The following is a 22,678-nucleotide window of genomic DNA, read 5'->3' on the forward strand; positions in this document are numbered from 1 at the left end:
GCCACGCACTTGTTAGGCGTGCTGCTTATGGTTTGGCGATATACGTTTAATGATTTCTGTCAGTGCTCGAGGACGGTCGTAAAAGTACCCTTGCAATAAATCGGCTCCCATCTTTCTTGCAAACACATCATGCTCAAATGTCTCAATACCTTCAAACACAACTTGTTTGCCAAGTTTTTTGTTCATCGTCACCAAAGATTCAACCAATACCTGCATTTGCGGATTCTCGGATTTCGCCAACCAGGAATTATCGAACTTAATCATGGTGGCCTCGTTATCTGTCAATTCTGATAACGCCACCAAACCATGACCAAAATCGTCGAGAGCCACAGCAAATCCATATCGTCTTAATGTGTTTATGAGTCTAATGGTTGTAGATGAAACAATGGATCGTTCAGAAATCTCAATAACGATACAAGAGGGCTCGATATTGTAGTCTTCAAAAAACGTGACAAACTGTTCAATCAATGAAGGCGAACTTAATTGCGACGGTGACACATTGATGTGAATTTTAATGTGAGCAAGGTTATTGGCCTCTAGCAAACTGCAGGCGATGCACACTTCGCGAAGCATTTTCAAACCCAGCGGGGTGATCATGCCGGTCTCTTCTGCCACGGAGATAAAGGTTTCTGGTGCCACATCTTTCACGTCTTTTCCATGCCAGCGACAGAGCGCTTCCAGCGCGACGATTCCCCCTTGTGCATCAACCAAGGGCTGGAACAGCGCAAAAAACTCATGATTCTTAATGGCTCGGAACAAGCGTTGCTCAATGAGCAAGCGATATTCAATGGCCGTTTCCTGACTTTCAGAATACTTTACGGTTTGATTTTTACCCTGCTTTTTTGCTTCATACATGGCGATATCGGCACGCTTAAGTAACTCTTCCGGCGTATCGTTGTCGTTAAGATCAGCAATACCAATACTGGCTGTGACAGTTAGCGTAATACCCTGGCAGATATACGGCTTACTCAGGCTCTCCAGCATTCTTTCAGTGAGCTGATGCACATCACTACTTTCCTGAACCAAAATGACAAATTCATCGCCACCGTGGCGTATCAGTGAATCTGTTTCTCGTAATTCTGATTTCAGGCGTTTGGCACACGCGATAAGTAAGGCGTCACCAATTTCGTGACCGTAGCGGTCATTTATTTGCTTAAAACCGTCGAGATCGATGAAGACAAGGGATTGAATGAAATCGGCGAAATGCGCTTCTTCGAGCAACAATTTCATATAATTTCGATTCCCCACATTGGTAAGCGGGTCACGAAATGCGAGTGCTTCTAATTTCTTCTCAGCCCTGGCCAAGTCAGAAATATCAGAAACGGTGAGCACAAATTGCTGTTCTTCGCTGTCACGCTGTAAACAAGACATGGTGATAAATGCAGGAAACAAATCATTGTCCAGGTTTCGAAGCGCAATTTTATGTCGATAAACTTTATTCTGTTCCGACATTTTAAGACAAGCCTCAAAATGGCTTGGCAGCAACCCGAAATTAGTGACCAGTTGACCCGGTAACCGCGCAGGCTCCTGACAAAATAACTTGCCGAGCGCACGATTAGCATCGTTTATCCGAAACTGCTTATCTACAATCGCAACACCTTCAGAAAGCTGGTCGAGAATAATGCTAGAAAGATGATGGCGCTTCTCGACACGCCCTCTGTCACCTTTTGTTTCAGTCTCGCTAAACTGGTTATTCAGCATGGCTTCTAGGTCGTTAACGTGACTCAGTTTTTGTTCTATTTCAAAACGCTTTAACGCCGTTTCGCAACTTACTTTTATCGTTTTTGTATCAAAAGGTTTAACAATGTAGCCATATGGCGACGTTTCTAACGCCTGCTCTAGCGTGGTGTCGTCAGAAAAAGACGTTGTGTACACAATGGGCAACGTATGTTTTTGGTTTATTTGCCTGACAGCTTCAATGCCATTGCCTCCATCGGCGAGATGAATATCCATGAGGATAAGTTCAGGGCTAAATTCATCGGCCATGGCTATCGCTTGTTCTTCAGAGCGTGCCAGACCAACCACTTGTGCACCCAGGGAGGTTAACTCTCTAGCCAGGTAAGTAGCCGCAATGGTGGTATCTTCGACGACAAGAACGCGCTTATTCTCAATTAAACTCATAATACTTTCTGTCGGTGCCTCATTTCAGTTACCACTTCGCCATTCCTTACTCTTTTTAATGCCAATAGAAACATGATCAATCATCTTTTTGTTTATTCAACAACTGGGCCAATGTAAATTTGAGGTCCTGATCGGCTATCGGTTTGGTGAGTACCGGCACAGAAACCAAATCATCAGGAATAACGATATCTTCACCATAGCCGCTTACTATCATTAACGGCACATGTTGCTGTAATAACTCCCTGGTGAGGTTAAAGCTTGTCTCTTTACCAAGGTGAATATCCATAACAGCTAAACCGATTTGCCGCCCCGCGACAATCCTTCTCGCCGCGTCGGTGCTGCCAGAAACCAACACATTGGGTATGCCCAAATTTTTTAGCTTTTTCTGCATATCTAGAGCAATTACCAGGCTATCTTCTACCACCAAGGCGGAATCTGGTAGTGAGTTCAGAATTTGATTGTCTTCACTGGGCAGATCATTTAATTGCTTATCAACAGGATGAGTTTTAACGACCAAATATCGGTTGGGGATCATCAGCGTTGCTGACACACCGGCAGGGTGAAAATTGATGTCCACATCGCCCTCAAGCTCATGGGGGATAACGCTACGAATCATTGTCATGCCAAAGCTTTCATGGGCGGGAGGCGACACAGGCGGCCCACCGCTTTCGCACCATGTTATCACCAAATCAGAACCCCGATTGAGTGACCAGCTAATTCGGACACAGCCTTTCTCGTCAGAAGCTGATAACGCACCATATTTAGCGGCATTGGTGAACATCTCATGAATCACTAACACTATGGGTGTCGCAGCATAAGGAGATATCAGTACGTCTTCACCATGAAGCTCGATGTTATTGTCCTGATTGATATAAGCTTGAATTTCAGTTTCCAATAACTTGCGAAAGGAAACTTCAGACCATTCAGATGCCGTGAGTTGGTCATGCGCTGACGCCAGTGCCACAAGACGACCGGTTAGTACTTCAACGAAATCCCCTAGCGTACGGCCGTTTTGTTCCGTTTGAACCACTATCGCGTTAACCAGATTTAGAATATTACGAACCCGGTGATTCAATTCTGAAATAAGGATTTCGTGTTTTCGTGATGCCTGCTGACGGATGGCTTCGCGCTCCTGTACATGGCGAATCATGACTTCCAGCAATGTCACCCTAAGCGACTCTGCATCGGTAATCACTTGCTCCTGCCATTTTGCGCAGCTATCGGTATGGGTTTGCTGCCAAATTTCAAAGCTGGTGCGAGGTAGTAATCGGCTTCCATTTGGCCCTAAAGAAACCGGCTTTTCTGGATTACCGGCCCAGTTTACGGTTCGTGTTTGCGGTTCGCGGAAGAACAATAAGTAGTCCCTGGGGCTTTTCGAAACCGGCACAGCAAGCACGCCAGCTACGTGATGATCTTCGGTGACATAACCGGGTAAAAAATCCGCAAGGGTATCGATGGCTGCAACTTCGCTCGGCGCCAAAGCATTAAGACTGCGAGATAATTTTTTCAGCATATCAGCGTTAAGGCAAAGCCCTTCACTACGCACTTCACCGTCTACAATTACTGCAATACCGTGGCAGTTGACCAGGTCTCTAATAACACTGAACTGCGCGGCGACACTGTCTATCAGCGACTCCGATGTGGACATGGTAGACATAATACGATTATGGACATGGCGAACACGATCGCGCTCAAGTTCATTCTCAGCCATTAACCGTGATGAAAGTTCTAGCGCAAACACCTCGGCGAATAATTCCAATTCAGTTCGCTGAAAATAGCTGGGCACTTTGGGTTTGTAATGGTGACACGCAAATAAGCCCCAAAGTTTTCCTTTCACAATAATCGAAACTGACATGGATGCCTGAACGCCCATGTTTTTTAAATACTCAATGTGAATTGGCGACACAGCGCGTAAGGTAGAAAATGACAAATCAATTTGACTATCTAATGACAGCACCTTTGGCAATATGGGTACGACTTCGTCATCCACATCGGCAATAACACGCAAAAGGTTTTTCACGTAAAGCGCCCTAGCCTGCTTAGGTATATCTGAAGCTGGATAACGCAAGCCAACAAAGGGTTCCAACTGAAAGTTCTTATTCTCAGCCACAACTTCACCAGAACCATCAGGTAGGAAACGATACATCATCACCCGGTCGTACCCGGTAATTAACTGTAGTTGCTGGGTAACCTGTTCAATTAAATCATTGCTGTCTTTTGCTCTGTAGAATTGGGTAAGCAGTGATCGCACGAACTGTTCATCTTTCGCCCGTTCTGCTTTTATTTCTTCAAATTCAACAATTATGTACTGACCGTTGTGGTGAACGGAAATATCTACAGGCATGCCAGTCGCGAGCACTTTTTCATCGAACAGACGCTCGTTTCTTCCAGTGATCATGGCAGATTGTAATGCTGAGCGAATATGATGTACGGTGGTACGGTCGAACCAGGTTTTCAGTGGCTCACCGATAACCTCGTCCACACTTTTTCCCAGGTACGCGTCGACGTTTTCTGAACAAAATGCCACCAGCCAGTCGGCTCGCATAGCAATAAAGCAACCGAAAGATTGAATATTACCGAGGAGATGGATAGGCTCTCTGTCACAGTTTGTCAGATCGACATCTTCATTTAGGTAGGTAGAGTTGTTCATGTCTGCTCGTTTGCCGAACTTTTTGTCTGACTTACATGTTAGATATCATTACAAGTTAATCAGAACTTTAGATCAAGTCATTGATGAATATAGACAATCTTTTTCAAACACTCCGGCAGCAAACCGGACAGGCGCATCGAAATCTGGAAGCAACTTATCCGTTTAACCAGCACATGCGCTCAGCGAGCTTCAATGCGCAAGCCTATGCCCGGTCACTGCATGTACTGAAAGCGTTTCACCTTGCTGCGGTTCAACCTATTGCTCTGTTACCGGTGCCGATCACGCAACTTATCGATGACAAACGTGTTCTCAGTGCTATAAACACTGACATAGCCAGTTTGCCTTCGCAAAGCGATGCGCTCCCGATTTTTAGTATAGACAACAAAAATGCCCCTGCAGAGACAGCCATTGCTTTTAGCTATGTATGGATGGGTTCGTCGATGGGTGGCAGCATTATCAGTAAATGGTTGCAGAAACATCATCCGGAATTACCCGTGAATTATTATCTGAGTATGGCCGGAGCAGGTTCGCAGTGGGAAGCCTATAAAGCCTCAGCGCTAGAGTATGCCCGAGAGAGTAATATTGATGTAGCGGTTTGCGCTGCACAAGCAGTAAAGGTGTTTGAAGGCATTATTCAGGCTGCGTCATGCTATCAAGCCGAGAATTCCCCTTCCAATTGATCTGAAATGGCATTTTTGCCAGTCAGAATGAATTAAAATAAATTAACAAGTAGAGTTTCAATGAAAGTAGTATCGTTCAATATTAACGGGATCCGTGCTCGCCTGCATCAGCTTGCAGCACTTATCGAAAAGCATCAGCCAGATGTCATTGGTTTGCAAGAAATTAAGGTGCATAACGAGCAATTTCCGGTGGCCGATGTAGAAGCCTTGGGTTATCACGTTTTTTTCCATGGGCAGAAAAGTCACTACGGCGTGGCAATGCTGACAAAAAACGCGCCCACAGATGTGCAGTACGGTTTTCCAACTGATGACGAAGATGCCCAGCGTCGCATGATCATGGTAACGCTAACCGGGAAAGACGGTAAGCCTGTGCGTGTTCTGAATGGATACTTCCCCCAGGGGGAGAACGAGAAACACGAAACCAAATATCCGGCAAAACGTAAGTTTTATGCCGATTTAATGGGTTATCTGGATGCTGATGTTACCGCAGACGATAACGTTATTATCATGGGTGATTTAAACATTTCACCTGCCGACATCGACATCGGTATTGGCGAGGACAACAGAAAACGTTGGCTGAGAACCGGTAAGTGTTCGTTCTTACCGGAAGAACGTGAGTGGATCCAAAAGCTTTACGATTGGGGCCTTACTGACAGTTTCCGCGCTCAGCATCCGGATACTGACGACCAGTTTAGCTGGTTTGATTATCGCTCGAAGGGCTTTAACGATAACCGTGGATTGCGCATAGACCACATCCTTGGCACCGCAACGGTACACAATACGTTAACCGAAACAGGCATTGACTACGAACTGCGTGGCATCGAAAAGCCATCTGACCACGCGCCGATATGGGCGGTGTACGACATTTAATATGAGGTAATGAGTGACAACCCTACAGACGCTTGCGACATTAACATTACTTGTTATCAGTGGTTATATCGTTGTCAGCGTGTCCTGGTCTGGGTTGCTTGCGAACAAACGGCAGCAACATTTGCTGTTTGGTTTTACTGCACTGTTGTTTTTTATGTGGATATTCAGGGCTGGCATTTTCGAAGGTCTGAATGTCCACTTCTTATGGCTCACCGCTCTCACTCTCACTCTTGGTTTTCGCTGGGCCGTTTTAGCCGGTCTTATTGCGCTAATCGGCGTGACATTCAGTGGAAACGAGAGCTGGCATATGTTGGGTGTGAATGGCCTAATTGGCGTGTTGATGCCGGTTAGTGTCAGTTACCTCATTTTCATGCTGGCATTTCATAAAATTCCGAGAAACCTGTTTATTTATGTTTTCGCCTGCGCGTTTTTTCCCGGCGCATTGGTGATTGCGCTTAAAATGGCGATGATGGGTGGATATTATCTGTGGGAAGGGTTTTATGACTGGCCTACCGTACGAGATAACTACTTACTTATCATTCCGCTTTTGCTATTCCCTGAAGGATTATTAAACGGCATGACCATGACGTTACTCACAGTGTATAAACCCAACCTCGTTTATACCTTCCATGACAAATTCTACATAGACGGGAAATAGCATTTTATCCCCTTGCAAAGGGGCAGATGTCACTGAGAGTTTTAAGTAACAGGAAAAGCTTACGGGCCAGAAAGGCCCGTAATAATGGCTGCTGACAATCAGACCTGGAGATGGATTTATTTGTCAGCCAGCAGGTGAAAGGCGATTACTTGTCGCCTTTTCCGTATAAGATGTCCATGACGCCAGACAATTCTTTTTTGCCTTCGCGCACTTCTTCTTCACTCAGGCCCGCGATTTCATGCGGGAATACTAGCCACTCTTCACTCTGATTTACAAAGTAGTCAGGTACGATCTCGGTTTTGTTGTTTTGCGGCTTGTACCACGGGCATGCAATACGAATGTCCTTTGGTAAATTAAGACGCATGAGTTTGCGTACTTGTTTGATCAGCGCATCAACAGAACGACCTGAGTCAAATACGTCATCAACAATCAGCAATTTGTCGTCTGCATTGGCGTTTTCCACCAGATAATGCAAACCATGAACACGAATTTCTTTAGACTGTTTATTAATGCCGTAATAAGAAGACGTACGCACAGCGATGTGATCAGTTGGCGCGTTTTTGAATTCAAAGAATTCCTGAACGGCGATACCGATTGGCGCACCACCTCGCCAGATCCCAATGATAAAGTCAGGGCGAAAGCCGTCTTCATAAACCATGGAGGCCAGACGGAATGAATCTTCGAGCAATGATTGGGACGTAATAAAATTTTTGTTCATATTGGTAATCCGGCCTGTTTTTCAGAGGGCGGGCAGTATAGTGAAATTCCGCATTGTTTGCACGTAAAATTAACCATTTGGTCAAGCTTACAAATAACTTACATCACTCATTCTGTAACGCATTGGCAGGTTGTACTTTCATCGCACGTACTGCGGGATAAACGCTGGCGAGCAAACACAAAGCCATCGAGAACAACGTCACCCAAACCACCTGATGCCAACGAAGATCGACGGGTATTCCCTGCCCGTCGGCAGAAAGCGCCAATTGAATATTCAGCAACGCCAGAATGTTATTAAGTTGGTAAGTTACCAGTATACCCAGAATCAGGCCGATTATCGCGCCCTTCACGCCATTAAACAGGCCGTTCAGTAGAAATACACTGCGTATCTGGCCAGGCTCCATACCCTGAGTTTGTAAAATGGCGATATCACCTTGCTTCTCAGTGACTACCATTACTAAAGCAGAAACAATGTTAAAAGCGGCTACCGCAATGATCAGTAGCAGCATCATGAACATCATGTTCTTTTCCATTTTCACCGCATCAAATAATGGCCCCTGACGTTCACGCCAATTATCTGAGTTCAATTCCAGCGCATTCAATTCATCTAATACAACCTGGTACTGGAAGGCATCGTTAAGAAAAAGACGGGTATCGGTGTCGGCGTTTTCAGGCTTTCTCAACAAACGCATTAAATCGCGCAATGACATAAAAATAATCTTATCGTCCATTTGCGAACCAACGCCATAAATACCAGCCACTTCCACAATGCGTTGGCTAGGCATGCGACCTAATGGCGTATATACACTTGCCCCGGCTACCATTAAACGCATTTTGTCACCGGGGCGAATATCTAATTGCACCGCCAACGCGCGACCAATAATTACTCTGAATGCGCCGCTCTCAAGGGCATTCATACTGCCTGAGAGCATGTTCTGAGCCACTATAGACTCGGCCATTTGCTTCGGCACAACCCCCTGGATCTGTACACCGCGTAATCCGTTGCGCGCTTGTATCACACCTTCGGTCTCGGTAAACGGCATTGTCTGTTTCACGGCATTCGACAATGCAGGCATGTTTTGAGGAGCCTCGTGCACCACCACATGTGGCACCAAACCTAATATCCGCTGCTTTAATTGTTGCTCAAACCCATTCATGACCGACAGCACAATGATCAGTGCCATCAGACCCAGTGCAATACCGGCAACGGAAAAAAAGTTAATGAATGAAACAAAACTATTTTGCTTATTCGCAGTAGAATATCGAAGAGCCAGAAAGGCGGAGACGGGTTGAAACATGTAAACTCGGCGATTCGGTGAAAAAAATCCCTGACGGGGCATGTCACATTAGTAAAGTGGCTAGTCTACGTGTAAGCTTTAGCACGTACAAGATTGATGTAAAGGGAAATAAATGAGCAACGACACCCTGGCAGAGAAGAAAGCACAATTCGACGAATACTTCATGATTGCCCATGACATTCCGGTGAATGTGCAGCCAGTGGCTGATAATGCTGTGCCTGCAACTGCAGATTTAGATTCCTGTATGCCTTATGCCTTTCGCATTGCCGGTGAAATGGCCGCTATCGAAGCACAAGCGCTACGCCCGTTACGTAATCTTGGTGACCATGCTGCCGCGCTGACCGAATACCTTAATCATCAGGCGCGAAAAATAGATTTAATGATGTCTTACATTCTTCAGCAACAAGATGATGAAAAGTGTCGCTACACAACCACTCGCTTCGGTGGGGGTGGCATTGTGGTGCAATCGTCTGAACCCTTTACGCCCGGCACTCACGCAGAGCTAAAAGTGTTCCTTAATCAGGAAGCCGCCGCCATCTATTGTTTTGGCGAAGTTATCGCTTGCGAGGCGCAGGAAGATGGTTACCATATCTCCTTTATTTTTAGCAGTATTCGCGAGCAAGACCAGGAATTACTGGTTCGGGCCAGCCTGCATTTGCAAACCCAGCAATTACGCAAACGCGCGCAGGACAAAAAGGACTAATTTTTTTTGCCACAGGCAAAGCAATAATCACTAAACAGTTTTATAGGTAACATGACAGCCTCAATTTTTTCTCTTCCGCTGCCAAAAAGCAAAAAATCAGACGCTCCCGGTGATCATCAGCAATGGGGACAGTTAAAAGGTAGTAGCCGCGCACTGGCGATCAGTCAGGCCTATAAACAACACAATGGCCCGGTTGTTGTGATCACGGCTGATACGCCTTCAGCCATGAAGTTGCAGCGTGAATTACGCTATTTTCTCGACAATGATCGCTCGGTAACCACCTTATTCCCAGATTGGGAAACCCTGCCCTACGACATGTTTTCACCGCATCAAGACATTGTGTCTCAGCGTATGGAAACCTTGTACCGCATGGCCAACGAGCCCAAAGGCATTTTCATCGTTCCGGTAAACACCCTGATGCAGCGTTTAGCACCAGTCGATTACCTGAACAAATACCTGCTGATGTTACACAAAGGCGAAACGCTGGACCGCGACCAGTTTCGCCGCAATTTAGAGCAAGCGGGATATCTGCATGTGAATCAGGTGATGAGCCACAGTGAATTCTCTATTCGCGGTTCCATTATCGATTTGTTCCCCATGGGCAGTAACCGTCCCTTCCGCATCGACTTGTTCGACGACGAAATTGATTCTATCCGCTATTTCGAACCCGACACCCAGCGCTCTTCCGATGAAGTTAAAGAAATAAGACTGCTACCGGCCCGGGAATTTCCCACCGACAAAGAAGCGATTACCCGTTTCAGGGCCCAGTATCTGGACACGTTTGATAATGTCAGCGCCCAGGAAACCATATTAAGTCAGGTGTCAAAAGGCACTATGCCAGGCGGTGTGGAATATTACCTGCCGCTCTTCTTCGAAAAAACCGCTACGCTATTCGATTATTTACATAACAACGCCATGCTCATCATGCATGGCAACATCATGGATGCCGGTGAATTTTTCTGGACGGACGTTAACGAGCGCTATGAACAGCGCCGCTATGATTTATCTCGCCCACTGTTATCACCCGACACCCTGTTTTTACCGGTCAACCAACTTTTCGAGCGGGTGAAAGTGTGGCCACGGGTGACGTTGCACACGGATGAAATTGAACAAAAGGCGGGGAAAGTCAACCTCGCCTGCGAGGCGATTAACGACATCGCTTTCAACCCGCAGAAAAAGCAACCAGCGCAAGCGCTGCTAGACAAAATGAAAACGGCGCGGAACGCGGGAAGCCGAGTGTTGTTTGTCGCTGAATCACAGGGGCGTCGGGAAAATCTACTTGGCTTGTTGGGTAAAGCTAAAATTAAACCCGAATCGGTGAATCAATTTTCCGAATTCATCAATAGCAGTACTGCCATCGGGATCTGTATTGGTTTAATTGAAAACAGTTTTGAATGGCAGCGGGCAGAAGGCAATCTGCTGCTAATCACCGAAACCGAACTACTTGGCTACAAGGTAAGCCAGCGTCGTCTTCGTGATAAACGCCAGGCCACCGATGAGAGCGCCATTATCCGTAACCTGGCCGAGCTCTCTTTGGGTCAGCCCGTGGTCCACTTCGATCACGGTGTGGGACGTTACATTGGCCTGCAAACACTGGATGCAGGTGGTGTTCTCACCGAATATGTCTGTATCGAGTACGCCAAGCAATCCAAACTCTATGTGCCAGTATCATCATTGCACCTGATTTCCCGCTACACCGGCGGTGACGTAGAGCATGCGCCATTACACGCTATGGGCTCCGACGCCTGGAGTAAGGCGAAACAAAAAGCGGCAGAGAAAGTCCGTGATGTAGCCGCAGAGCTCTTAAATGTTTACGCCAAGCGTGCTGCAAAGCCGGGCTACGCTTACGACATCAACTGGGAAGATTATCAGAGTTTTGGTGATAGCTTCCCTTTCGAAGAAACGCCGGATCAGATGCAAGCCATCAATTCAGTGATTCAAGACATGGGCTCACCACAAGCCATGGATCGCTTGGTTTGCGGGGATGTGGGCTTTGGTAAAACCGAAGTGGCCATGCGTGCAGCTTTCTTGGCGGCTAATCATGGGAAACAGGTTGCCATTCTGGTTCCAACTACCCTGCTCGCCCAACAGCATTTTGAAAACTTCAAAGACCGCTTTGCCAACTGGCCATTTAATATTCAAGTCATGAGCCGGTTTGTAAGCGGCAAAGAACAAAAGTCTGTCGTAGAAGGCATTAAAAACGGCAAAGTCGATATTGTAGTCGGAACCCACAAACTGCTCAGTAGCGACATTGAGTTTAACGATTTGGGCCTGGTTATTATTGACGAAGAACACCGGTTCGGCGTACGCCAGAAAGAGAAATTCAAAGCCTTGCGTGCCGATGTAGACATTCTCACCCTCACCGCAACCCCCATACCGCGTACGCTAAACATGGCGTTATCGGGTATGCGTGATTTGTCGATTATCGCCACACCGCCAGCCCGCCGTTTGTCGATAAAAACCTTTGTTCAGCAACGTGACAAAGCGGTAATTCGTGAAGCCATCATGCGGGAAATTCTACGGGGTGGTCAGGTTTACTTCCTGCACAACGAAGTGGATACCATAGAAAAAACGGCAAAAGAAATTGAAGAAATTGTGCCGGAAGCCCGTATTGCTATTGGTCACGGCCAGATGCGTGAGCGCGAACTGGAAACGGTAATGAGCGATTTCTATCACCAGCGTTACAATGTGTTGGTGTGTACCACAATCATTGAAACGGGTATCGACGTGCCGACAGCGAACACCATCATCATGGACCGTGCTGATCATCTTGGCCTCGCCCAGCTTCACCAGTTGCGTGGCCGTGTAGGACGTTCCCACCATCAGGCCTACGCGTATTTGCTCACGCCGCACCCGAAACGTATGACCAAAGATGCGGCTAAGCGCCTCGAAGCGATTTCCAGCCTGGAAGATTTGGGCGCTGGTTTTGCCCTTGCCACCCACGATCTCGAGATTCGTGGTGCCGGTGAATTGCTTGGTGATGGTCAGTCGGGGCAGATCGCCTCCATTGGTTTCACATTGTATATGGACATGCTGGATCAAGCCGTGGCTGCACTTAAAGAGGGCCGAGAACCTAGCCTCGAAGATGCATCAGCAAATCAAACTGAAATTGAGCTGCGTATTCCTGCCCTGCTACCCGATGATTATATCGCCGATGTGAATCAGCGTTTGTCACTGTACAAGCAATTAGCCAGTTGCCAGTCGAAAGAAGCCATTGATGAATTCCAGGTTGAATGTATCGATCGCTTCGGTTTGCTGCCAGTACCGGCAAAGCAATTGATTAAGGTTGCAGAGCTCAAACTCATCGCAAAACAGCTGGGTATCACAAAAATTGACATGACCAGTGTTGGCGGTTCCATTGAATTCAGGGAAAATACCCCGGTAGATCCCGGATATATTATTCAGTTGGTACAGACACAGTCAGACACCTTCCGGTTTGAAGGCAGCCAGAAACTCAGGCTAGTGAAGAAAACCGAAACGGCCGAAGAACGTCTGCAGCTCATTGAAAAAGTACTTAATAACTTCGCCATGGAGACCAGGTAGTGAAGAAGCGGTTATCGACTCTTGCAGCGTGCCTAAGTGCAGCTTTGTTCGCATCGGCACCCGCAAGCGCGGCGGATGACTGGTGGTTTGATATTGAAGTCATCATCTTTGACCGTAACGTCAGTATCAGCGAATTAAATGAACAGTTCGCGCAAGATGACTTGCTGGAACCCGCCGTTGCCGATATGAACCTGATTGAAGGTTATCTGCGTCCTGATATCAATTACGTGAAACAAGCCCTGGGTACGTGTGGTGTCCCTGCCAATCCATTGTGGATAGACAAACCTTCTGTGGAGCAAATTTTAGCAGACCATGAACAATGGAAAGCCACGCAGACGCCGCCGCAACGCGCACCGGATGATAGCGGCATTTCCGGCACAGGGGCTGACTATGCGAGCAATGACAACCTTAACACAGATGATTCGTTTGATGGCGTTAACCCATCCGCTGCACGGTTGAATGAGGAAACTACACGCGATACCCAGGAACTTGATTCACAAGAAACGGTTTACGAAAGTGAAAATCGTTTCTCCGATGGACTCAATGACCATTTTGCTTCGCAAGATAACAGCATGGCGACAGAAGATGCGCCCTTAGAGCCAGAAATCATACCAGTAACAGATACGGAGATAGCCAGTTACTGGGTAGCCTTCTCCGGAATTAACGATGCAAAACCGGTTTCCGTACCCGCGTTTAGGTTTTGTGAACCTCAGCACGACTGGTTAAGTCTGGAAAACGGTAAATGGAAAACATGGCAACCGGATAACAGTCTACCCGCACCATCAGAAGTGCCTGAATTTCTTGATGGACGCGATTGGCAGGCCGCCGCATCGGCGCATTTACTGCCTTATGACAGCCTGGAACTCACCAAGCTCTCTCGCCAAATTCGTCAAACTCGCGGCATTAATCGTCTGCTTCACGTTGCCTGGCGTCAACCGGTGAAGTTTGGTGAAAAAAAAGCAGATGCGATGCGCATAATTGCAGGTAAAAACTATGCGGAAAGTTTCACCTTAGATGGCGAAGCTATTGAACCAGAAAGCGGCTTTTCATTTACAGATATTGCAGATAATGAGCAAGATGATCAGACACTCAGTCAGGATACGTTCTTTAACAAATTGAACGCCCGCCTGGATACGGCTAAGCCAGTGTCATTCAATGCATTGATGGCGGCAACTGCCACGCAGCAAACACCAACAGACAATCCGTCAACTTCGTTGGCGCTTGTGGGCCAGGGTGAAAACCCAGCCATCTGGCAACTCGATGGCTACCTGAAAGTGTATTTGAAATATATAAATCGTGTGCCGTACCTGCACATCGACAGTGAAATGGATTATCGCCAGCCAATTGCGAAAGAAGAGCCTGGAGAAACTGCAGACGTGGGGCAATCTTTGGAGTATGAGTTAAAAACCGTGCCGTTCCATCAGGTAAGACGGGTGATCAGCAAGCAAATTCACTACTTCGACCACCCCATGTTCGGCATGGTCGTTGAAATCCGCCGACATCAACGACCCTAAGTTCAAACGCCGTAGCGGTTACAGGCGAGTAACAATCACAACGCCTGTAACCACAAAAGCCACCAGAATATTCAGTATGGTCCCTTCCCTTATCATCGTCTTCATATCTATATGACCGCTACCATAAACAATGGTGTTGGTGGGCGTTGCTACTGGCATCATAAACGCACAGCTCGCACTAATCGCTGCAGGCATCATAAGTACAATCGGGTCGATATCCAAAGCAACAGCGGCACTGGCAAGAATTGGCATCAGTAGTGTAGCCGTGGCGGTATTCGACGTGACCTCTGTGACAAAGCTTACCGCCAGGCAGAGCACCAGAATAAGTAACATGATGGGTAAAACAGAGAGATCGGTAAGTGCATTACCTAACACCACACTTAAGCCCGAAACGGTAAATGCTTTCGCCAGACAAATTCCCCCTGCGTACACCATGAGTAACCCCCATGGAATTTGCGCAGCGGTATCCCAGTCGAGGATTTGACCCGGCTTTTCTTTGTCGCCATCGGGTATTAAACACATCATCACCACGCCAGCAATCGCAATGGTGCTATCGCTCACGAAAGGCATGTTTAACCACTCTGTCCAGAAAGGACGGAAAACCCAGGCCAGCGCAATAATCAAAAATGAAACCAGCACACGTTTTTCAGCGGGCTTCCACTCGCCACTTTGTGGCAAAACCACTTCCGGGATTTTACCAAGATTACGGGTGAGCCACAGTGCCATAACCGGTATAGCCAGCAATACAACCGGAATACCGGTTTTCATCCAGTCGAGGAAGCTAAGCTCGGTGCCGGTTGTTTGTTGATATACGCTCATGAAGATGATATTAGGCGGCGTGCCGATGGGCGTACCCACGCCACCGATACTGGCCGCGTAAGCGATACCCAGTAAAATTGCGGATGCCAATGTAGGGTTACTCACTGAGCTAATAATGGCCAGGGCAATGGGCAGCAACATTAAACAGGTCGCGGTGTTCGATATCCACATACTCAGCACCGCAGAGGTTAACATGAACCCCAACACCAGTCGTTTAGCGTTTGAAGCACCAGTAAGTTTAAGCATGTAAACCGCAAGGCGACGGTGCACGCCCGACTTTTCCAATGACTTGGAAAGCATGAACCCGCCCATCAAAAGAAGAATAACATGGCTACCCAGTGATGAAGACGCATCCTGATAGGTCATCACCCCTGCCATGGGAAAAGCAAAAAACGGAATTAACGAGGTTACTGGAATTGGCATGGCCTCTGTCATCCATAACATGGCAATGAGAACGGCGAGCCCGGCTGTCATACTCATCTTCTGATCAAAGCCATTGGCAAACATAATAAAAAACACAATCAGGCTTGCCACTGCCGACAGGCCGAGAAACTTGTACTTTACGTGCATAAATAAAAATCCGGACGCGAGAAGCGCCTACTACATAAGAAAAATTCTGAAAGGCGTGATTATTTAGTTAAATCGTTGACAGTGATAACATAAAAGCAGACGCTTATGCAAAATGAAACCGATGACTTACGGCGTATATCAGCCTAATAAGAGACAAATGACACCCGCCATAAACTTGCTCAAAAAAAATAAAACGCCTCATTCTGTATTGAAATACCAACACGATCCTGCAGCGCCATCTTATGGCCTGGAAGCCACAGAAAAGCTAGGCTTAAACCCCGCAACGGTATTTAAAACGCTAGTGGTAGAACTAGACAAGCAACAATGGGCCGTGTGCATTCTACCGGTTGCTGAAAAACTCAGTATGAAGGCCGCGGCAAAAGCGGCAGGGGCAAAGAAGGCCGGTATGGCAAAACCACAAGATGTTGAACGAATGACGGGATATATTCTTGGCGGCGTGAGTCCGCTTGGTCAGAAAAAACGACTGCCCACATTCATTCATGACAGCGCGACGGTGTTGGAAACGATGCATGTCAGTGCGGGCAGGCGTGGCCTGGAAGTGGCCTTAACGCCTGCAGACTTAAGCCGTGCTACCAACGGACACTTTGCACCCTTAATTGTTACCGACGGTGGCGAGTCTTAGTGGCTAGCATGCCTTGCTCTTCTTAAATTACGATGGATTTTCGGCTTGCTGGCGGTAACGTTGTTGCCATAAAGTGCGGGCTTCATCTAACTCCGCTTCAGTCGGTGATTGCCCTGGTGAAAACGTATCGGCAATTTGTGAGATGATCTGATCACGTTTTTCTATCAGTGCGTCCACTTTAGGAAATAGGTCTTTCGCTTCCGGGTAAGCCTCTTTCAACGAATCGATTTCCTCAAGGGCATAATATCGCTTCTCAAACTCATCGTTAAATAAGCTACGTTTGGCATTGAATTTCACATAATCAATGGCACGTTGTGAATTCAGATAAGCCATATCGTTTGCCGCCAAACCCGCTTGCTCACCCACATGAGCCGCTTTTTCCATCCAGGTAGCCAAAGCTTCGCTATCGTTTTCAATAACGGCTTGTTTTATGCCTGCTTGTAAATCCGTAGCATGGAGAATATCCATCACGGTAATCACTGGCACAGTTTCAGATTCAGAAGAAGTATCAGAAAGGTAGATGAAGTATCCGATAACGCAAACTGCAACCAGGCCAATAAGTAAACCTGCCTTTTTCATTATCACTCCAAGCGTTTTGTAAACATGGAAAAAGGCAAAGCGCTACACGCCTTGCCTTTTACAAAGAAAAGTAAAACAGCGTAATCAAGGCGCTAGACGCGCCCTAATCGTTACTCTGTTGGAGGCTTTGAGTTTTCAACCCGGCTTTTCAGCTTCTGTCCGGGACGGAATGTAACAACTCGACGGGCCTTGATCGGAATGTCTTCCCCGGTTTTCGGGTTCCGGCCAGGACGCTCGTTTTTGTCACGCAGGTCAAAATTACCAAAACCTGACAGTTTCACTTGTTCACCGGATTCTAACGCTTCTTTGATTTCTTCAAAGAAGGCTTCCACCAAATCCTTAGCGTCTTTCTTGTTAATACCCAGTTTTTCGAATAAGTGTTCAGCCATTTCGGCTTTGGTCAATGCCATAATCTACTCTCTTAACGCTGCCCCAAACTCGGTTTCAAGCCCTTTAACCACGGTTTCCACTGCTTGTTGAATTTCAGCTTCTTCCAAAGTTTTATCGGGATCCTGTAGTATCAGAGACAATGCCAGGCTCTTGAAGCCAGGCTCTACACCTTTGCCTTTGTATACGTCGAACAAGTTTAGGCCAACTAGTTGATTTACGCCAATTTTTTCTACAAAAGAAAGAATGGCTCCAACGGTAACCTCGTCTTTGACCGTAATTGCGATGTCCCGACGGTTCGCTGGGAAGCGGGAAATCGCACTAGCCTGTGGCAAGTTACGCACAGAAATCGCTTTAAGATCAAGCTCAAAGACAAATACACGACCGTTAACACCCAGTAACTTACTGAATTGCGGATGCACCGCACCCACGTAACCGATTGATTTTCCGTCAAGGAAAACTTCAGCAGTCATGCCAGGGTGTAACGCTGAATGCGACGCTGCAACAAACTCAACGGACTGTGTATTAGCCGTTAATGCTAGTATAGCCTCAACATCACCTTTAATATCAAAAAAATCTACGCTGTTATCGTCACTTAGCCAGCTTTCTTCGCTACGACGGCCAGCGATAACACCGGCAATAACAGGTTCCTGACGCACCCCGTTAGGAGCAGATTCGTCTGGCAGAAAACGCAGACCCGTTTCCATCAAACGAACGCGAGACTGTTGACGCTTCTGGTTATAGGCCGTTGCGCCTAATAATCCAGGCCAAAGACTGACACGCATCACCGACATATCAGATGAAATCGGATGTGGCAGTACCATACCCGGCTGTTCAGGGAAAAGTGCATTCTGAATTTTCGGATCAACAAACGAATACGTTATAGCTTCGACGTAACCACGGGCAGTAAGTTCAGTTTTAAAACGGGATGCTGGAATATCAGATTCCTTACTATCCAACATCTTAAGTGAACCTTTTGGTGCCTGATCAGGGATACTGTTGTAACCGTAGACACGGGCAACTTCCTCAATCAGATCTTCCTCAATGGCGATATCGAAGCGATAGCTTGGCGCTTTCGCTTCCCAGCCCGCTTCCGTCACGGTGACATCCAGCCCCAAACGGGTAAGAATGTCAGTCACTTTGTCATCGGCAATATCGATACCCAGCACACGGCTTAACCGGGCACGGCGCAATACAACATCAGAAGACACTGGTAAGGCGCTTTCTTCGACGGCCTCAACCACAGGACCCGGCTGACCACCACAGATTTCAAGGATAAGCGCAGTGGCGCGTTGCATCGCTTTATGCTGAAGTAATGGATCGACGCCACGCTCGTAGCGGTGAGACGCATCAGTATGTAAACCATACTGACGTGCGCGACCCGCAATAGCATCACGATTAAAGAACGCGCTTTCAAGCAGGATGTGTTTTGTTTCTTCGTTCACACCGGAGTGCAAACCACCAAAGATACCCGCCATTGCCAGTGCTTTGTGGTCGTCGGCGATAACCAGCGTGTTGTCTTTCAGTTCAACGGTGTTTTCATCGAGCAGAGTAAGCTGTTCACCGGCATGGGCCAGGCGCACATTAATATTGCCGTCGATGGCGTCTAAGTTGAACGCGTGCAGTGGCTGACCCAGTTCAAGCAGAACGTAGTTGGTCACATCAACGATAGGATCAATAGAACGCACACCACAACGACGCAGCTTTTCTTTCAGCCACAGCGGGGATTCTGCTTTTACGTCTACGTTGCAAATAACACGACCAAGATAACGGGGACACGCTTCTGGCGCACTTAAAGTAATCGCCAGTTTGTCATCGATAGACGCTTCTACGTCGTCGATAGTCGGCTCTGTCACATCAGTGCTGTTCAGTACACCCACTTCACGAGCCAACCCGCGAATACCCAGACAGTCAGCACGGTTTGGGGTTAAATCCACTTCAATGATGTGGTCATCGAGGTTCAGATAATCGCGAATGTCCATGCCAAGCTCTGCGTCTGCAGGAAGCTCAATGATGCCGCTATGATCCTCTCCCATGCCAAGCTCAGAAAAGCTACAAAGCATACCGTGAGAAGGCTCGCCACGAAGTTTGGCCTTTTTAATTTTGAAATCACCGGGAAGAACTGCTCCGACTTTCGCTACTGCAACTTTCAATCCTTCGCGACAGTTAGGCGCACCGCATACGATGTCCAGTAATTCCTCTTCACCGACATTAATTTTTGTTACTCTGAGTTTGTCTGCATTCGGATGCTGACCACACTCAACCACTTTACCGACGACCACACCGGAAAAATCCGCTGCAACCGGTTCGACGCCATCAACTTCCAGACCAGCCATGCTGAGCTGTTCAGATAAGGCATCGGTAGAAACCTGTGGGTTAACCCACTCTCTTAACCACTGTTCACTAAATTTCATGATTGCTTTGCCTTAATTGAACTGCTTCAGGAAACGAAGATCGTTTTCGAAAAATGCGCGCAGGTCGTTAACGCCATAGCGCAGCATGGTAAGGCGTTCAACGCCCATACCAAAAGCAAAGCCAGTGAATTCTTCAGGATCGATATTAACCGCTTTCAGTACATTCGGGTGCACCATGCCGCAGCCCAGTACTTCCAGCCATTTGCCACCTTTACGACGCACGTCTACTTCCGCTGAAGGCTCTGTGAACGGGAAATAAGAAGGACGGAAGCGCACTTCCAGTGACTCTTCGAAGAAGTTTTCCAGGAATTCGTGAAGAATGCCTTTCAGTTCCGCAAAGTTTACGTTGCGGTCAACCATCAAACCTTCTACTTGGTGGAACATTGGCGTGTGCGTTTGGTCGTAATCGTTTCGATAAACGCGACCCGGTGAGATGATACGCAGTGGCGGCTTTTCCGCTTCCATGGTGCGAATTTGTACGCCAGAGGTTTGGGTACGTAACATCACGTCGGGATTAAAATAGAAGGTATCGTGGTCTGCACGTGCCGGGTGATTCGCGGGAATGTTCAGCGCATCGAAATTATGGAAGCTGTCTTCCACTTCAGGACCGGTTTTTACCGCAAAACCCAATTCACCGAAGAACTGTTCAATACGGCTGATAGTGCGAGTAACGGGATGCAGGTTGCCTGGCAACTCAACACGACCCGGCGCAGATACGTCTACGGCCTCTTCGGCAAGCTTGGCATTCAGCTCAGCGCTACGAAGGGCTTCGCCTTTCACGCTGATCAGTTCCTGAATCTGTTGCTTTGCAACATTGATTTTTTGCCCTGCTGCAGGACGTTCTTCGTTAGACAGTTTACCTAAGCCTTTCAGCAGGTCGGTAAGCTTGCCTTTTTTACCCATAAACTCGACACGCACCTGATCGAGTGTTGCTGCATCTTCGGCAGCGTCAATCTGACTCCGGGCCTGACTGATTATCGCTTCAAGCTCCATGTTATCCTCAATTTGGCATGGTAGTGGTTGAACAAACAGCATTTCTGTTCGCCCTTAATATAAACCCATAGTTTACACGACAGACGAAGATAACGGCTACCCTAACAGGCTGAATATTCCAACATTTACGGGATTAATTTGTATTTTGGCGCGTTATTGCCAGAGGTGGCGGAAGAATGGAAAAATTTTTGCGAAGAAACGAAAAACGGCGAGCATCCTGCTCGCCGTTTCCCGAAAGAACTTAAACTTAATTTGTTAAAAAATTAAGCTAATGCGCCTTTAGCCGCTTCGACTAATGCGCTGAATGCTACCTTGTCATGTACCGCGATGTCGGCAAGGATCTTACGATCGATTTCAACAGACGCTTTCTTCAGACCGTTGATGAAACGGCTGTAAGAGATACCATTTTGACGAGCCGCAGCATTGATACGTGCAATCCACAGTTGACGGAATTGACGCTTACGCTGACGACGGTCACGATATGCATATTGACCAGCTTTAGTTACGGCCTGTACCGCTACGCGATAAACACGTGAACGTGCACCGTAATAACCTTTTGCCTGCTTGAGGACTTTTTTGTGACGAGCACGTGCAATAGTGCCGCGTTTTACTCTAGCCATTAATCAGTCTCCTAAGTCTTATACGTAAGGCAGCATGCGCTGAACTAATTTAGTATCAGAGTCATGAACCAGTTTTTTGCCACGCAGGTGACGTTTACGCTTAGAGCTCTTCTTAGTCAGAATGTGACGTAAGTGAGACTGTTTGCTTTTAAAGCGGCCAGAACCCGTTTTCTTGAAACGTTTGGCGGCACCGCTTACAGTTTTCATTTTAGGCATTGCTAAAACTCCGCATTGTTTAATAACGACATTCAGTGTGCAGTCACCGTTTGTCGATTGATGTTTGCAGCAGGGTGTTTCAAAGGTGCAGATTCTTTGAAAACTTTAGACCACTACTACCTCTTAATTGGGGCAAGCACCATGATCATCTGGCGGCCTTCCACACGACGTGGAAAGGATTCGCAAGTGGCAATGTCTTCCAAATCGGTTTTAACGCGATTCAGTTGCTCAATGCCGATCTCTTGGTGGGCCATTTCACGTCCGCGGAAGCGAATCGTAACTTTAGCCTTATCCCCACTTTCCAGAAAGCGACGCAGGTTGCGCAGTTTTACCTGGTAATCGCCTTCATCAGTGCCAGGGCGAAATTTAATCTCCTTGACCTGAATTTGCTTCTGTTTTTTCTTCTGCTCTTTCTGAGCTTTACTTTTTTCAAAGAGGAATTTGCCATAGTCCATAACTTTACAGACTGGCGGCTCAGCATTTGGACTGATTTCCACTAGGTCCAGACTGGCAGCTTCTGCCGTCTGCATCGCTTCTGCGAGGGTAACTACACCTACCTGTTCGCCATCTTTACCGATTAAACGTACTTCGCGAGCACGGATTTCGTCGTTAATGCGGGCTTTATCGCCCTGAGCCTTATTGTTAGCGCCTTTAATGTGCTAATCCTCCAAAAATTAAAATCT

The 22,678-nt window shown here is 47.2% G+C and carries 19 protein-coding genes; 7 read left to right on the forward strand and 12 right to left on the reverse strand.

The window, feature by feature from the left end; translation table 11 throughout:
• Positions 1 to 12: 12 nt before the first annotated feature.
• Together ACXAGX_RS15195 and ACXAGX_RS15200 are read right to left on the reverse strand one after the other, a co-directional pair.
• Positions 13 to 2,121: a two-component system response regulator gene (locus ACXAGX_RS15195; protein ID WP_474839340.1), complete on the reverse strand. Its 2,109-nt coding sequence runs from the start codon at positions 2,119 to 2,121 to the stop codon at positions 13 to 15.
• Positions 2,122 to 2,197: 76 nt separating this feature from the next.
• Positions 2,198 to 4,771 carry an HWE histidine kinase domain-containing protein gene (locus ACXAGX_RS15200; protein WP_474839341.1) on the reverse strand — a complete coding sequence of 858 codons (2,574 nt, stop codon included), beginning with the start codon at positions 4,769 to 4,771 and terminating at the stop codon, positions 2,198 to 2,200.
• A gap of 83 nt (positions 4,772 to 4,854) precedes the next feature.
• Here ACXAGX_RS15200 and ACXAGX_RS15205 point away from each other — a divergent pair, with 83 nt between their 5' ends.
• Genes ACXAGX_RS15205 through ACXAGX_RS15215 form a run of 3 tightly spaced genes read left to right on the forward strand, consistent with a single transcriptional unit; the run spans position 4,855 to position 6,979 of the window.
• A complete protein-coding gene (locus ACXAGX_RS15205) occupies positions 4,855 to 5,451 on the forward strand; it encodes a heme oxygenase-like domain-containing protein (RefSeq protein ID WP_474839343.1) in 597 nt (198 codons plus the stop codon).
• A 60-nt stretch (positions 5,452 to 5,511) separates the two neighbouring features.
• Positions 5,512 to 6,321 carry an exodeoxyribonuclease III gene (gene xthA, locus ACXAGX_RS15210; protein WP_474839344.1) on the forward strand — a complete coding sequence of 270 codons (810 nt, stop codon included), beginning with the start codon at positions 5,512 to 5,514 and terminating at the stop codon, positions 6,319 to 6,321.
• Between the two features lie 13 nt (positions 6,322 to 6,334).
• Positions 6,335 to 6,979 carry an energy-coupling factor ABC transporter permease gene (locus tag ACXAGX_RS15215; RefSeq protein WP_474818330.1) on the forward strand — a complete coding sequence of 215 codons (645 nt, stop codon included), beginning with the start codon at positions 6,335 to 6,337 and terminating at the stop codon, positions 6,977 to 6,979.
• Between the two features lie 145 nt (positions 6,980 to 7,124).
• Here ACXAGX_RS15215 and ACXAGX_RS15220 read toward each other — a convergent pair whose 3' ends face one another.
• Positions 7,125 to 7,697, reverse strand: coding sequence for a phosphoribosyltransferase (locus tag ACXAGX_RS15220; RefSeq protein WP_474818329.1), 573 nt, complete (start codon positions 7,695 to 7,697; stop codon positions 7,125 to 7,127).
• A 103-nt stretch (positions 7,698 to 7,800) separates the two neighbouring features.
• Positions 7,801 to 8,994, reverse strand: a complete 1,194-nt coding sequence (locus ACXAGX_RS15225) for a lipoprotein-releasing ABC transporter permease subunit (protein WP_474839345.1) — start codon at positions 8,992 to 8,994, stop codon at positions 7,801 to 7,803.
• Between the two features lie 112 nt (positions 8,995 to 9,106).
• Here ACXAGX_RS15225 and ACXAGX_RS15230 point away from each other — a divergent pair, with 112 nt between their 5' ends.
• From ACXAGX_RS15230 to ACXAGX_RS15240, 3 genes are read left to right on the forward strand one after another with little or no spacing between them, the layout of a single operon-like run.
• Positions 9,107 to 9,697: a PilZ domain-containing protein gene (locus ACXAGX_RS15230; RefSeq protein WP_474818327.1), complete on the forward strand. Its 591-nt coding sequence runs from the start codon at positions 9,107 to 9,109 to the stop codon at positions 9,695 to 9,697.
• A 51-nt stretch (positions 9,698 to 9,748) separates the two neighbouring features.
• On the forward strand, positions 9,749 to 13,240 hold the full coding sequence (gene mfd / locus ACXAGX_RS15235; RefSeq protein ID WP_474839347.1) for a transcription-repair coupling factor: 3,492 nt from the start codon (positions 9,749 to 9,751) through the stop codon (positions 13,238 to 13,240).
• Positions 13,240 to 14,754 carry a CsiV family protein gene (locus ACXAGX_RS15240; protein WP_474839349.1) on the forward strand — a complete coding sequence of 505 codons (1,515 nt, stop codon included), beginning with the start codon at positions 13,240 to 13,242 and terminating at the stop codon, positions 14,752 to 14,754. The genes mfd and ACXAGX_RS15240 overlap by 1 nt, the downstream gene beginning before the upstream one ends.
• Before the next feature lie 18 nt (positions 14,755 to 14,772).
• On the opposite strand, the gene ACXAGX_RS15245 is transcribed toward ACXAGX_RS15240, so the two are convergent.
• Entirely contained in the window at positions 14,773 to 16,143 is a 1,371-nt protein-coding gene (locus ACXAGX_RS15245; RefSeq protein ID WP_474839351.1) for an SLC13 family permease, read from the reverse strand.
• 157 nt (positions 16,144 to 16,300) lie between these two features.
• Between ACXAGX_RS15245 and ybaK the strand changes: the two genes are divergently transcribed.
• Complete coding sequence (gene ybaK / locus ACXAGX_RS15250) at positions 16,301 to 16,786, forward strand: Cys-tRNA(Pro) deacylase (RefSeq protein ID WP_474839353.1); 486 nt, start codon at positions 16,301 to 16,303, stop codon at positions 16,784 to 16,786.
• A 27-nt stretch (positions 16,787 to 16,813) separates the two neighbouring features.
• Here ybaK and ACXAGX_RS15255 read toward each other — a convergent pair whose 3' ends face one another.
• The 7 genes from ACXAGX_RS15255 to infC form a co-directional block, all read right to left on the reverse strand.
• Positions 16,814 to 17,365 carry a hypothetical protein gene (locus ACXAGX_RS15255; RefSeq protein ID WP_474839355.1) on the reverse strand — a complete coding sequence of 184 codons (552 nt, stop codon included), beginning with the start codon at positions 17,363 to 17,365 and terminating at the stop codon, positions 16,814 to 16,816.
• Positions 17,366 to 17,475: 110 nt separating this feature from the next.
• Positions 17,476 to 17,775: an integration host factor subunit alpha gene (gene ihfA / locus ACXAGX_RS15260; protein WP_070123303.1), complete on the reverse strand. Its 300-nt coding sequence runs from the start codon at positions 17,773 to 17,775 to the stop codon at positions 17,476 to 17,478.
• Between the two features lie 3 nt (positions 17,776 to 17,778).
• Positions 17,779 to 20,166 carry a phenylalanine--tRNA ligase subunit beta gene (gene pheT / locus ACXAGX_RS15265; RefSeq protein ID WP_474839357.1) on the reverse strand — a complete coding sequence of 796 codons (2,388 nt, stop codon included), beginning with the start codon at positions 20,164 to 20,166 and terminating at the stop codon, positions 17,779 to 17,781.
• Positions 20,167 to 20,178: 12 nt separating this feature from the next.
• The gene (pheS, locus tag ACXAGX_RS15270; protein ID WP_474839607.1) at positions 20,179 to 21,159 is read right to left on the reverse strand and encodes a phenylalanine--tRNA ligase subunit alpha; all 981 of its coding nucleotides are present in this window, start codon (positions 21,157 to 21,159) and stop codon (positions 20,179 to 20,181) included.
• Positions 21,160 to 21,422: 263 nt separating this feature from the next.
• On the reverse strand, positions 21,423 to 21,779 hold the full coding sequence (gene rplT / locus ACXAGX_RS15275) for a 50S ribosomal protein L20 (RefSeq protein ID WP_070123306.1): 357 nt from the start codon (positions 21,777 to 21,779) through the stop codon (positions 21,423 to 21,425).
• A gap of 18 nt (positions 21,780 to 21,797) precedes the next feature.
• Entirely contained in the window at positions 21,798 to 21,995 is a 198-nt protein-coding gene (rpmI, locus tag ACXAGX_RS15280) for a 50S ribosomal protein L35 (RefSeq protein WP_012518091.1), read from the reverse strand.
• 116 nt (positions 21,996 to 22,111) lie between these two features.
• Positions 22,112 to 22,651 (reverse strand): translation initiation factor IF-3, encoded by a 540-nt coding sequence (gene infC, locus ACXAGX_RS15285; protein ID WP_474818420.1) that lies wholly within the window; start codon positions 22,649 to 22,651, stop codon positions 22,112 to 22,114.
• Between the last annotated feature and the right edge of the window lie 27 nt (positions 22,652 to 22,678).

The organism is Alteromonas sp. ABV4_515 (assembly GCF_056160345.1).